Annotated in this window: 16 protein-coding genes; 1 reads left to right on the top strand and 15 read right to left on the bottom strand. The window is 52.6% G+C overall.

Annotated elements, in window-relative coordinates; genetic code table 11:
* Positions 1–108: 108 nt before the first annotated feature.
* Both RJP21_RS14065 and RJP21_RS14060 read right to left on the bottom strand, forming a co-directional pair.
* Positions 109–1,110, bottom strand: coding sequence for a serine hydrolase domain-containing protein (locus tag RJP21_RS14065; RefSeq protein ID WP_310859795.1), 1,002 nt, complete (start codon positions 1,108–1,110; stop codon positions 109–111).
* A gap of 89 nt (positions 1,111–1,199) precedes the next feature.
* Positions 1,200–1,751 (bottom strand): GNAT family N-acetyltransferase, encoded by a 552-nt coding sequence (locus RJP21_RS14060; RefSeq protein WP_310859794.1) that lies wholly within the window; start codon positions 1,749–1,751, stop codon positions 1,200–1,202.
* A 113-nt stretch (positions 1,752–1,864) separates the two neighbouring features.
* On the opposite strand from RJP21_RS14060, the gene RJP21_RS14055 reads away from it, so the two are divergent.
* Positions 1,865–2,896: an FUSC family protein gene (locus RJP21_RS14055; protein WP_310859793.1), complete on the top strand. Its 1,032-nt coding sequence runs from the start codon at positions 1,865–1,867 to the stop codon at positions 2,894–2,896.
* On the opposite strand, the gene RJP21_RS14050 is transcribed toward RJP21_RS14055, so the two are convergent.
* The 13 genes from RJP21_RS14050 to RJP21_RS13990 form a co-directional block, all read right to left on the bottom strand.
* Positions 2,854–3,489: a nucleotidyltransferase family protein gene (locus RJP21_RS14050; protein WP_310859792.1), complete on the bottom strand. Its 636-nt coding sequence runs from the start codon at positions 3,487–3,489 to the stop codon at positions 2,854–2,856. The genes RJP21_RS14055 and RJP21_RS14050 overlap by 43 nt on opposite strands.
* Positions 3,486–4,523, bottom strand: coding sequence for an XdhC family protein (locus tag RJP21_RS14045; protein WP_310859791.1), 1,038 nt, complete (start codon positions 4,521–4,523; stop codon positions 3,486–3,488). The genes RJP21_RS14050 and RJP21_RS14045 overlap by 4 nt, the downstream gene beginning before the upstream one ends.
* Positions 4,489–5,031, bottom strand: a complete 543-nt coding sequence (locus tag RJP21_RS14040; protein WP_310859790.1) for a (2Fe-2S)-binding protein — start codon at positions 5,029–5,031, stop codon at positions 4,489–4,491. Before RJP21_RS14040 ends, RJP21_RS14045 begins: the two co-directional genes overlap by 35 nt.
* An 8-nt stretch (positions 5,032–5,039) precedes the next feature.
* Positions 5,040–5,873: an FAD binding domain-containing protein gene (locus RJP21_RS14035; protein WP_310859789.1), complete on the bottom strand. Its 834-nt coding sequence runs from the start codon at positions 5,871–5,873 to the stop codon at positions 5,040–5,042.
* Positions 5,860–8,187, bottom strand: a complete 2,328-nt coding sequence (locus RJP21_RS14030) for a xanthine dehydrogenase family protein molybdopterin-binding subunit (protein ID WP_310859788.1) — start codon at positions 8,185–8,187, stop codon at positions 5,860–5,862. The genes RJP21_RS14035 and RJP21_RS14030 overlap by 14 nt, the downstream gene beginning before the upstream one ends.
* Positions 8,188–8,439: 252 nt before the next feature.
* The gene (locus tag RJP21_RS14025; protein ID WP_310859787.1) at positions 8,440–8,874 is read right to left on the bottom strand and encodes a GNAT family N-acetyltransferase; all 435 of its coding nucleotides are present in this window, start codon (positions 8,872–8,874) and stop codon (positions 8,440–8,442) included.
* A gap of 69 nt (positions 8,875–8,943) precedes the next feature.
* Positions 8,944–9,489: a 2'-5' RNA ligase family protein gene (locus RJP21_RS14020; protein ID WP_310859786.1), complete on the bottom strand. Its 546-nt coding sequence runs from the start codon at positions 9,487–9,489 to the stop codon at positions 8,944–8,946.
* Positions 9,490–9,513: 24 nt separating this feature from the next.
* A complete protein-coding gene (locus tag RJP21_RS14015) occupies positions 9,514–9,915 on the bottom strand; it encodes a DUF6508 domain-containing protein (RefSeq protein WP_310859785.1) in 402 nt (133 codons plus the stop codon).
* Between the two features lie 42 nt (positions 9,916–9,957).
* Positions 9,958–10,311, bottom strand: coding sequence for a hypothetical protein (locus RJP21_RS14010; protein WP_310859784.1), 354 nt, complete (start codon positions 10,309–10,311; stop codon positions 9,958–9,960).
* 42 nt (positions 10,312–10,353) lie between these two features.
* Entirely contained in the window at positions 10,354–10,650 is a 297-nt protein-coding gene (locus RJP21_RS14005) for a hypothetical protein (RefSeq protein WP_310859783.1), read from the bottom strand.
* Complete coding sequence (locus RJP21_RS14000; protein ID WP_310859782.1) at positions 10,647–11,231, bottom strand: GNAT family N-acetyltransferase; 585 nt, start codon at positions 11,229–11,231, stop codon at positions 10,647–10,649. Before RJP21_RS14000 ends, RJP21_RS14005 begins: the two co-directional genes overlap by 4 nt.
* A gap of 13 nt (positions 11,232–11,244) precedes the next feature.
* Entirely contained in the window at positions 11,245–11,928 is a 684-nt protein-coding gene (locus RJP21_RS13995) for an HAD family hydrolase (protein WP_310859781.1), read from the bottom strand.
* 55 nt (positions 11,929–11,983) lie between these two features.
* Positions 11,984–12,349 carry a glyoxalase superfamily protein gene (locus RJP21_RS13990; protein WP_310859780.1) on the bottom strand — a complete coding sequence of 122 codons (366 nt, stop codon included), beginning with the start codon at positions 12,347–12,349 and terminating at the stop codon, positions 11,984–11,986.
* Between the last annotated feature and the right edge of the window lie 56 nt (positions 12,350–12,405).

The raw sequence follows: 12,405 nt of genomic DNA, 5'->3' as shown, positions 1-12,405 counted from the left end.
CTTATCCTGGACAGGGTCAGCCTCGCCTCATATTAGACGGAGCACGCCCCTTCTCACTCCAGAAAATTGCGGTAAATCAAGGACCGGATCGTTCCCCATCATCGTTCATTATCTTATAATGGACAACGCCGCCTCATGCAAAATCGGCCGTAAATGCCTCAATTCGTTATGTTCCCTTCCCAAATGCACCGCGTTCGTCAAAAATACGACGGTCATCTCGTCCACCGGGTCCACCCACATGCTGGTTCCCGTAAATCCGGTATGCCCAAAGCTGCCTTCCGGCCAATTCGGGCCGCATGACAGCCCTTCATCCGAGGCTCCCTGTACCTGCCATCCCAGCCCGCGCCCCTGAAAAACAGACTTCAAACACGCATCCACCGTCTCCCTGGACAGCAGCGAATAACGTTCGGGGTAAAGCCATATTTTCGCATACCGGGCCAAATCCTCCGCCGTCGAAAACAAACCCGCGCTGCCTGCGACGCCTCCGAGGCGATAGCATGTTTCGTCATGGACTTCCCCGTGGATGTATTTTTGACCGTCCCACTCGGTTGGGGCGATTCGTCCCTTTAAGGTTTGCGGCGGGTTAAAATAACTGTCTTTCATGCCAAGCGGCTCAAAAACATGCTCCCTGGCCCATTCATCCAGCGGCTGCTGCGTCAACCGGGAAACGATCCAGCCGATCAAAATGAGGCCGATATCGCTGTAATTCACGCGCTCGCCGGGGCGGGATTCAAGTCCCAGCTCAAAAATTCGCCGAATGTCCAACGTTTTGAAACGATCTTTGAAATCCGGAACGCCGGAAGGCAAACCGGAAACGTGTTTTAAACAGTGCTCGACGGTCACATCCGGATGGCGAAACTCCGGGAGATATGTTTGGATCGGGTCCTGAAGCGAAACCCGCTCCGACTGAACCAACGTCATGATCGCCGGCAGCGTCGCTACGACTTTCGTTAGCGAAGCGACGTCAAAAATCGTATCCCGCGAGGCAGTTCCGTAAGCGGCTTGCCATTGTAGCTTGTCTTTGACCTGAATGTCAATGACCGCGCCGGGTATTTTTTTCTCCGCCACCCAGCCTTCGATTAACTGATGCACTTTCTCGATTCCTTTCATATCGCCACCGCCCTTCATTCGATATTCGAATCTTCGATCATTGCCTTAAGCCGCGCATTCCGGTATTCCAGAAGCCCTCTTACATATCTTTAGGAACGCGCCCGAAACTCTTCTTCCAAAAGCGCCATCAAAATCATGTCATGAAACCGCCCTTCGAGATAAAGCGCGTCCCGCTTCACGCCTTCCCGGCAAAAACCAAGCTTCTCATACACGTGAACGGCTCTGGGGTTAAACGCATAAACTCCGAGCTCGATCCGGTGCAGCTTCAAATCCTCGAAACCGTGCCTTAGCATCAAACGCATCGCTTCCGAACCGTACCCTTGATCGCTGTGCCGCGCGGAAATCATAATACGAATGTTGGCGCAGCGATTTGCCCGATCGATTTCGTTCAGAACGACCTCGCCGATCAATTCATCCGTTTCGTTTAAGGCGATCATCAAATCGACGCGATCCTCATGAACGCGGCTGATCTTTTGCAGCCATGCCGCGGCGTTTTCTTTGGTGAACCGTTCCTGTGTTCCGGTCAGCCTCATCGCCTCCGGCTCCTGCAAAAGCCCGAAATAAGCATCCAATTCGTTTTCCCGCACGGGGCGAAGCAGGATCCGATCCCCTGGCAATCTCGTTTCAAGCATACCTTCCATCCCTTCCACCCTCCAGCTTGAAAAAATTTCTTCAAAATAACGATGCCGGCGAATGAACAGCTTCCATCTGCGGCAACAATAACGTAAACAATTATAAAACGGAGTCCGACCCAGTGAATAGTAAATTAACAGATTTCATCAAAAATAATGGCACGGTATGGAAAATGCCGTTTGCTGCAGCGCTGTCATGGGAAGCCGCCAAATGGGCCGGGTCCAACCATCCTTACTTGGCCCCGCTGACGGCCATCTTATGTTTTCAAATTACGGTCAGCCAATCCCTGCATTTTGCCTGGCAGCGTATCATCGGAACGATTGTCGGGGTTGCGGCGACCGCATGCATAGCGCCTTATCTCGGTGTAAGCGGATGGAGCATCGGGCTATTAGTGCTGCTTGGCGCGGTCATCGTCAAGAGGCTGAACTTGGATCATGCCCTGGCGGTTCAGGTTGCCCTCAGCGTTTTGCTGGTATTGTATTTTCAAAGCAAAATGCCGAGCTACCCGCTAGACCGCGTGCGCGATACCGTAGTGGGTGCCGTCGTTGCGGTTCTTATTCACGTGCTGTTGTTTCCTCCCGATTCCATCCAAACGGCCAAACAAAAAATGGCGCGTTTTGCGGATCGTTTAACCCGGCATTTTTATCAAACGGCCGAATGGGTACAACATGGCTGCCCGGCAAGCCAAGTAAAAATAGTCGAAGACGAACTGCAAACCATGTTTCAGGAACTGCATCAAGCGACCGTCGAAACAGACAAGGCGAACCAAAGCTTGCGTTACAACCCGCTTGCCTCCAAAAAACGCACCGCCATGGACGAATTGACCCGGCAAATGGCCCAGCTCCGATCAAGTTTTGCCAATCTGTCGGATATGGTCCGCATTTTCAAAAAATGGGCCGAAAGCGGCCATTTTACGGAAGAAGACCGGCGGATTTGGGCGGATCACATGAATACGTTAGGCTCGCTCGTCAAAAGTTGGAATACTATGCTAAACGATCCCAAGCAAACGACGTTCGAACCGACTGCGGCCTCTTTGGCCGTCAAAGCGCCTTCTCATTTGGCGAACGATCAGTACCCGCTTGCTTTGTACATGAACGCGGAACAAGTCGTTCAAGATTTCCAGAAAAACGTTTTTTTCAATAAAGACGCGTAATCCGTTCCGGTATCCACGTCCAAAAACAAGTCGGGGTCGTCGAATTCGATGCAAATTCCCGGCCGATCCTCGCGGATCAGGCGCCTAGCTCCGACGTCTCCTTGCAGCGCAAGCAGATCCGGAAACATGCGATGGTTAAAAATGACCGGCGGTCTTGCCAGCCCATTCAGCCCTGCGGCTGCGTAAAGAATGCCGTCGTGACGCTGGCGTTGATAACGATCCAGCAGTTCGTCGATCATCCCCGCCGTGATGAAAGGCTGGTCGGCCAGAAGAACCATCGCCGCTTCCGCTCCCGCCGACGCGGCGGCACGTATGCCGCATCGCAAAGAGTTGGATTGCCCTAGACGGGCATCCGGGCAGCGGATCAAAGACCATCGGCGGCGGTTCCGGTCCTCGTAGAAAGAACGATCGATCCAATCCGCCTGCGTATCGCCGGAAACGACCCATATATGATTCAAACCGGAAGCAAGTGCCGCAGCCAGCCCGTAATTTCCAAGACACACAGGCCCCAGCGGCAAACGAAGCTTATCGGAACCCATTCGCTCGCTGCGGCCTGCTGCCAGATATACACCGATTATACGGATTTGCCTCATAAGCCGCTGCGACGCTTTCTTTTGGCGTTATGAACCTGAATGACTTCCGCAAGCACGCTTACGGCAATTTCCTCCGGGCCTTCCGCCCCGATCGGGATGCCTACGGGAGAGCGCACGTACGGAGGGATCGGGACGCCGTCAAACAAAAGTTCCGTTCTGCGCTTCGGACCCAAAATGCCGAGATACCCAAGCCGAAGCCGGGAAAGGATGCGGATCAGCTCCATGTCCCTTCCAAATTGATGGGTCATCACCACGACATAATCATTGGATGTGATGCGAAGCATGTCTGCCGTTTCCTCCGGAAATCCAACCATAAGCTTTTCCGCATCCGGAAAAAAACTCCGGTCGCATAATGCCGGCCTCCAATCGGCAACGGTCACGGAAAACCCGGCGGCTGCCGCAAACGATGCGAGCGGCCTGGCATCCCGCCCCGCCCCGAAAATGATCAATCTCGGTTTGGGCGAATAGATATGGACGAATATTTCCTCATCCAGAGAGGATAACGCCTTCAATCCGCTTTTCCCGATGCTGCCGGAACTCGCCATGCTGAACAGCTCCTCGGGAACAGCGCCCTTCCATTCACCAAACAGCTGCCGATCGGCGGCAAAAAAGCCATACCCGGAAACCGAACGGTCCGGGTTGAATGTTTTGATGTGGACAACCTCGCAAGCCTGATCCAAATATCCCTTCAACGTACGCAGATGACCGGCGAAAACATCGTTGACGGGCTCCATCGCTACGTGAACGATTCCGCCGCATCCCGATGTTTCGCCCCAGGATAAGGGATCGAAAGACTGCATGTCGAATGCATAGACGCGGGATTCCCCCGTCTCCAACATTTCCGGCACGCGCGCCGCCAGATCGGCTTCGATACAGCCCGCGCTCAGCATTCCGGTTTGCGTTCCGTCTTCGAAAAACAGCATGGACGCCCCTTCTTTTCGGTAGGCGCTTCCTTCCACATGGACAACGGTAGCCAATACGCTTCGCCGGCCGCTTCTTTCAACGGCTTCCAGAATGCGATGAATCTCTTCCAATCCCATCCTCCTTCCCCAGCCTGCCGGTTGGCGGTTTCTCCGCGTTTTTGGAAGTAAAAGCAGCTCTGACCGCTTCATGAATTTCTTCATATGAGGTGCATCTGCAAATATTCGATTCAAGCCATAACCGGATGGTTTCTTCATCCGCTTCCGGATGGGCATCCAGCAGTCCTTGGCCGTTCATGATAAATCCGGGCGTGCAATAACCGCATTGGAACGCTTGCTTATGAACAAAAGCTTGCTGCATAGGGGAACCGGACAACCCTTCGATGGTGGTGATCTGATGTCCCTCCGCTTCCACCGCAAGCATAATGCAGGATTTGAACGGCAGGCCCCCCATAATGATCGTGCATGCCCCGCAATCCCCATTCTCGCAACCGGGTTTGCATCCGGTTAATCCGAGGTGATCCCGAAGGGCATTCAGTAAGGTTTCCGCCGCTCGGACCCTTGCCGTCCTCTGTTCGCCGTTAACCTGCAGCTCGATCGGATAAAGTTTCGGAACGTTCATTTGCATGCTCACCCTCCTTCCAAAGAATTCACGGCTTCTTCGATCGTTTGTTTCAGCACGAACTGCCGGTACGCAGCGGATCCTTCCGCATTCGACAGGATTGGAGCCGGCAGCTTTTGGATGGCCCGGTTCGCCTTTTCCTCGGGACGCAGCAACGGATCGTTCAACACCTGCTCGATTGCGGAAGATCGAAAAGGGAAAGCGCAAACGCCGCTGTACGCAGTACGAATTAGACCGTCTTTCTTTAGGGCAGCCAATGTGACGAGAGGGTAAGCGACGTTCCCGATCAGACGTTTTTTGACATGATAATACGGCAAGGATACGTATTTGCGATCTGTAATGATCTGCATAAGGAACTCTCCGGGCTTTAATCTGATCCGTTCCGCGAACACTTCATGGATTGAAACCTCCCGCTTCCCCTCCGGTCCTCCGATGACCATGCGGCTGTCTGCCAGCAACAAGGGAAGAACGGCCTCACGGTAATGGATTTTTCCGCAGATGTTTCCTCCGAGCGTGATTTTGTTTCGCGATGTTTGATCGGCGACGCCTTGCGACGCCGCGCTGAGCAGCGGAAACGGATTTGCCGCGGACAATGCCGATAACGTGATGCAGGAACCGATAACCAATCGGTCCTTATCGAATTCGAGTATGCCGCATTCCGGAATGGACTTGATGTCCACCACCGCTTGAGGTTGAATGGAATTTCTTCGGGCCATCGTAATGATTTCTGTCCCGCCCGAATAATACATCGGTTTTTTCCCATGCGAATGCAGCTTCATATATAACTCTACCGCCTCCGTGGCGGAAGCCGGCCGGTAATAATCGAAATCAAACGGAATCATGGACCGCCCTCCAGATTCTCTCCGGCGTTAAGGGCAGCCGGTTTAGTTCGACGCCGGCAGCGGCCGACAAGGCGCTCGCCAAGGCGGCAGGCATGCCGATCACGCCATGCTCGCCAATTCCGCGCAGTCCGTAAGGAGCTTCCAGATGCGGAGTTTCGACGAAATCAACGAAATACGACGGCTGCTCCCCGTACCGAATCAGCTTATAGGTTCGAAACTGCGTATCTAATACAACGCCGCGATCGTTGAACAGAAATGTTTCCCTGCTGGCCAAACTAAGGCCCATGCTCATGCCCCCCGTAAGTTGACCGCGTGCGAACACCGGATTGATCACCTTGCCGGCATCGATGACCGTAGCCGCCTTGACGATCCGGTAGGTAAAGTCCCTCGTGTCGAATTCCACTTCGACCGCCTGGGCGCCGACGGTCCATTCCGGCCCGGGATTCCCCCTTCCCGTCTCCGGATCGAGCTCCGTAATTCCGCGCATCGTGTAGCTTCCGCGGCCGATGATCTGGCTGCCGATGAAACGTCCGTCCGGTAGCTTGTATCCGTGGGCGATGGCATCGATGCCGATTCCGGCGGCATGGTCATTCCTGCAGTAGACCCTTCCCCCGCCCACTTCCAAGCTGTCCGCCGGGCATTTCAAAACAAAGGAAGCCGTGCGCTTCAGCTGGGCAATCGCATCGTCGGCCGCCGTCATGAGCGCGTTCCCGACCAGAAAGGTGCTTCGGCTTGCGACGGTTTTCCACAGCTCGGGATCGGATTCGGTACGGACATCGGTTGCGATATGAATCCTGCGCCCATCTATTTTCAGCCGTTCGGCCAGCATTTGCGTGAGCGCCGTGCGGGTGCCTTGACCGATCTCTACGGCCCCGCACAGCACGTTTACGCTGCCATCCGCATTAAAAATGACGACGGCTCCCGCCCCCGCGTCTGCCGGCGTATTCGAATTTTTCCAGAAACAAGACACCCCTGTCGCCTTCACGAGATGGCCGCTCGATTGCACGCGGCTCCTCTGATCCCACTGGATGATGTCGTACAGCTTGGCAATGCATTTGGACAAATCGCCCACATTGCTTCGATTTAGCAACACCTGCGTCGGCGTCGTATCGCCCGGCCCGATCGCGTTATGGAAACGAAACTCGAGCGGGTCCATTTGCGCTTTTTCGGCCAAGGCATCCATGGCCCTTTCCATCGCGAAGGTCAGCTCCAAGTGCCCGAATCCCCGAAACGATGTTGAATAAGGATGATTGGTGTACATGCATAACGAGTCGCAATGAAGGTTGTCGATGCGGTACGGGCCCGAGCAATCGGTGGCTCCGGCCCGGCTCATGATCACTCCCCGGTCCGAATAGGCGCCACCGTCGAACAAATGCAAAATTTCGGCGGCGGCGATTTTGCCGTCCTGGGTACAGCCCAGCCGAACTCTGGATTCGAGGCCTATATGAACCGGAGACGAAACCATATCCGTTTCCCTGGCATTCACAAGTTTTACGGGTCTTCCTCCAACGGCTCTGGACGCCAAAAAGGCGAGAAACTCCAATTGAACGGCAGCTTTTCCGCCGTATGCGCCCCCGACCAACGGGGTATGGACCTGAACTTTTTGAAGGGGGACGTGAAAATAATGGCTGATCTGCTTTCGGATGATGTAGGGAGATTGCGAAGCGGAATGAATGATGACGATGCCGTCCGGCCGGATTTCGGCGATGCTGCACCTCGTTTCCATGGCGGCATGGTCGGACTGCGGCAAACGGACATAAACCTCGACGGTGTGGGTGCATTGCTTCCAGCCTTCAACCATATTGCCTTTGCGGATTCGGGTTCGGTTGGCGACGTTCGTTCCAGGTTCGGGATAAACCTCTTCATCTCCATGGTAAGTTGCGAGACGTTCGTGGATAAGCGGGGCATCTTTTTGGTAAGCTTGGCTCGGGGAATGTACGATGGGCAGAGGTTCATATTCGGCTTTAATCCGTAAAGCGGCCATTTGGGCAATATATTCCGAATCGGCGACGACCAAAGCCACCGGCTCGCCGTAATATCTGACTTTATCGATGGCGAGCGGCGGCCGGTCTTCCAGCGGAGACCCGGTCAACACCGGAAAATGTTGCCCTGTCACTACCGCCCGTACGCCGGGAATGCTTAAGGCCTGCGAGGAATCGATCGATATGATTTTGGCATGGGCATGGGGACTGACCGCGAGTTTGGCATACAACATCCCCGGTTTTGCGATATCGTCCACATAGCGGGCCGTTCCGGTCGCTTTTTGCCAGGATTCCTTTCTCGGAACGCTTTTTCCGACTGCTGAACCGCTCATGTCTCCCCTCCTTGAACCTTGAATGGGCGTAAAATTCATTTCTCCACAGCTATGTATATGGGAAACGAATGGTCGATATATCTGAGGATTTTGCAAAAATCCAAGGAGCGACCTTCAATCGGCAATATATAGAGCGAAGCGGTTTCGTTCCTCTCATAATGTACCGGGAGCGACCGGAATCGAATTTTGCAAAATCCTGATCTAAATTATGAGAGGCTTGTTCCTTCCCGGATGCCGGCTTCGGTACGTGTTCTACAGTAGCTTCCTGAATCCTTCAACTTGTTCGTCGCGGTAACCGAGCTTCTCGTAGAATTGGTGCGCTTCCTTGCGCTGTTCTCCGGACACGAAGATGATATAGCCGCAATTATGGTCCCTCGCGATTTGCTCGATGGCTTCCATCAGCTTCTTTCCGATGCCTTGCCTGCGAATGCGGCTTGAAACGATGACGTTTTCGATCACCATAAACGGTTTGCAGCTTCCGACAAAATCAAGGCATATAATTCCCATTAGCGATCCGGCGAGCTCCCCTTCATGGAACGCGCCCAGAATATGATAGTTTCCGCTGCTTTCGGCGCTTCGGAAAACCTGAAGCATCCTGTCCCCGTTCGTCGGGATTCCCATGAGCTCTTCGTACAGCCGGGCAAGCGCCGGAAGATCCGATTCGGCAATGTGTTTGATTTCGGTCATAACCATCCTGCTTTCTGTCTTTTGTTTTCGTAAAATCTTGTTTGTCTTCTTTCTGCGTTAAGAATCATATCAACGGTTCGTCAACATGGCGGAGCAATCCGTGCAGCGGTTATTTTGGTATTTCAGTTTGATCAGGGACACTTCCCGAATCTCGGTGCGAAATGATGTTTGGATGCTGCCCGTGCAATATTGCAAAGCTTCCGGCAGTTTCCGTTCATCAAGCCTGCTAGCGATCGTGCAATGCGGCACCCATGCGTTAGGAGCGTAGAGCGGATTGGCTTTGTTCGCATACCGGCTAAAATATTGATGATGTTCGGCATGAAGTTCCAACAGCTCGGCCGCCGGATTGGGGGCCAGAAAAAGCGTACCCGACCCGATAAACGTGCCCAGCATGCCGAAGTTTAACGAAAAGCCCGGCCTTGCGTTGTAAAAATGATCAAACATTTCCATGAACTCCGCCTCATCCGGATTCGAATAATCCGCAAGCGTCAAATGCGGCCGCCGGTTTGGGACCTCAGCCACGTATCCCGAGATGCCCTGATCACGTATTTCTTCCCAGATCCGTTTAAGCGTTTGTTCCGTCTTTTGATCGAAGTGGAGAACGACGGCATACATATCGGGTTCGCACCTTTCCCTGGCTTACTCCTGCATCTCTTCCCGAAGCATTTTCAGCCTTTTTAGAATTTGCGTCATTTTGCCGTTTTCAAGGACCCGAATCCATACCCCTTCCGTAAACCGGTCCCCGCGCACGTAACTTGTGACAAGTTTTCTTAGCGTCTCCAAATCCGCCTGCATCAAATGGTCTGCGATGTCCCGGTCGATGTCTCGATAGATTTCATGCTCCGCGACCCACGAACTCCAATCGAATACCATCATGAAACCCGTGTCGGACAGCTCTTGCACAAAATTCCGGATAACCTCCGTTTCAAAGCGGTAACCGCCGGACGCAGCAGACAACGGCTGGTTCGGATCTTGAAGAACATTCAAAAAAGGAAGCAGCCGATCCAGCTCCGCGGACGTGATTTTCGCATCATAGGGCATGACATTTCCTCCAGTCTTAGTCATCGCTTGGAAGCACTACTTTTACTGGTTCCATACGGCGTACATCAACCAGGCCACAAGCAGGTACACAGGTACCGACAGCATGACCGCAAGCCATCTTCGCTTCCTTTGGATCAAAATGGCCGAACCTGCGAATAAAAGCGGAAATACGAGCCCCCAGAACAGAAACCGCGGCGTTGCCGACAAATATAACGCTAATGGAAGCAGCAGCACCGCGGACAGGTAAAGCAAAACACTTTTCCGGAAAATAAGGCCGATCACCGAAAGGATAACCGCAGCGAAAATGATCATCCAAAAAATGTTGAAAAAGACCAATGGATTGCGCTCCATTCTTAACGGAATTTTGCCTTCCTGTTCAGCTTGCTTGTAGCTCATCCAATCTGCATCCGCGTTTCCATCGTTATAAGGCTTTGCGGCTTAATCCCTGTTTGATTTTTTTCTCCGGAAAATGGAAATGCTTCCGAATCCGCTAATCACCGCAATATAGAAACCCACATCATACCACCAACCGGAATTATACATTTCATACACCCTGATGTGGGGTTTAAACAATCCTATAATTAATGAAATAGGTGCGATCCAGCCATGCCAAATTCCCCAGAAAAAACCTGCGGTACGCTCAGGAGTATTTGTGCCGTCTCCGGGAACGCATCCTGTTAGCAGCGAAAATGCAGCAAAAATCAATAAAAGCGCGAACACATATTTCCTTTTCATCTCCATCCCCCTTCGTGAGCACTGGCGTTATCTTCATGAATGATGGCATACAGCTTCAAATCTTCGAATTTGCCTTTTACAAAAATATGTTTTCGCAAAATGCCTTCGAATTCCATTCCGCATTTTTCCATCACCCGGCTGGAGCCGATGTTAAGCAGATGGCAGCGGGCTTCAATCCGCACCAATTGCATCGCTTCGAATCCGAACCGGACCACTTTTCCCGCAGCTTCGCTCATCAGTCCCTTATTCCAATATGCTCTGGAAAGCGCATAAGCCAATTCGGCCCTTGCCTGTTTGGGATGCCAATAGACAAAACCGACCGTGCCGATAACGGCACCGGTTTCCTTGTGTTCGATTCCCCATGGCGCTAGATTGTTTTGTTCGTACAAACCGAGGACATGATCAACGAACTGTCTGGAATCCTCGATCGTTTGATGCGAATGCCATGTGGTATATTTCGAAATTTCCTCGTCGGAGCAGTATTTGAACACGTCGCCGACATCGTTTGCCGTCAATTTCCTTAAAACGAGCCGTTCCGTCTCCAATAATGGATTGCCGGGGCTTAGGGATGGTTGTTGCATGCTCATCACCTTTCTATGTATTGTCGATCAATGCGATGATTTCGTTCAAGCTGCCGATTCGATGCTTAGGTTCCTCTAGATCGCTATGCCATTCCATAAAGCCCTGCAGCCAAATGGCGTTTAATCCGGCGCTTGCTGCGCCGAAAATATCGTTCCGAGGATGGTCGCCGACATACCAGCTATTCTCCGGTTTGGCTTCCAATTGTCTTAAGGCCAGCTCAAATATGCGTTTATCCGGCTTATGGAACCCCGCTTCGCCCGATACGATGACCGTGTCAAAATAATCCCTGATTTGCGCCTTATCGATTTTGGAATTTTGGGCATGCGACGAACCGTTCGTAATCAGGCCGAGTTTGATATGCTTCTGTTTCAGGCGGTCCAAAACATCCAAAGTTCCGTCCATCAGAACGGTATAGCCATAAAATTCGGCGAACCAGTGGTTGAGCAGTTCCTCGGCGGTCATGTCCTGATTTTTCATCGGCAAAGCGGCCAGGCATTCCTGAACCATTTCCCGTTTGTCGCGGTATCCGTCCCGATCCGACACCCGCATGAATTCGATGAATTCTTCTTTTTGCCGGGCATCCCGGGCTGTTACGAATCGATCGATAAAATGCTCCGAATAAGCGCGAAAGGCAAGCTTCCGGTTAATCAACGTGTTGTCGAGGTCGAAAATAACGGCTTCCGTTTTCATCGGCATGTTCCTTTCCATATTCGTTGGCAGCGTACAGACATGTACAACTTGCACTGCAATCCTATTCCGCGTTCTCGTAAAACGCGATTTTATTGCCGAACGGATCGACCACGTTGCATTCCTTGGTGTGCCACGGCGTCATCTCCAATCCGGGTCTTGAATAGTTATACTGCTTGCCGATCAGCTGCCGGTGGAACTCTTCGACGCCTTTCATTTCGACGCGGATGGCGGCTCCCGGGCTGCAATCCCCGTAATGTTCGCTGAGATGGATCGTGACGTCATGCAGGGAAATTTGCGCGTATAACGGCAGATCCGGTTCGAAACGATGCTCCCAATCCAGCTTGAAACCGAGGTAATCGATATAAAATTCTTTTGCTTTCCTTTCGTCAAACATGCGAAAAATCGGAATGAGTCCCTGGGCTTGCACGCCAACCGCCTCCTAAAATCTTTTGATTTGCATATCACTCTATGTCATCATAGGTT

This window comes from Paenibacillus sp. VCA1, from assembly GCF_031583795.1.
In the GTDB taxonomy this organism is placed as follows: Bacteria; Bacillota; Bacilli; order Paenibacillales; family Paenibacillaceae; genus Paenibacillus_AQ; species Paenibacillus_AQ albilobatus.
The sequence above is the reverse complement of the archived record's forward strand: the minus strand, read 5'-3'. Positions and strand labels throughout refer to the sequence as shown.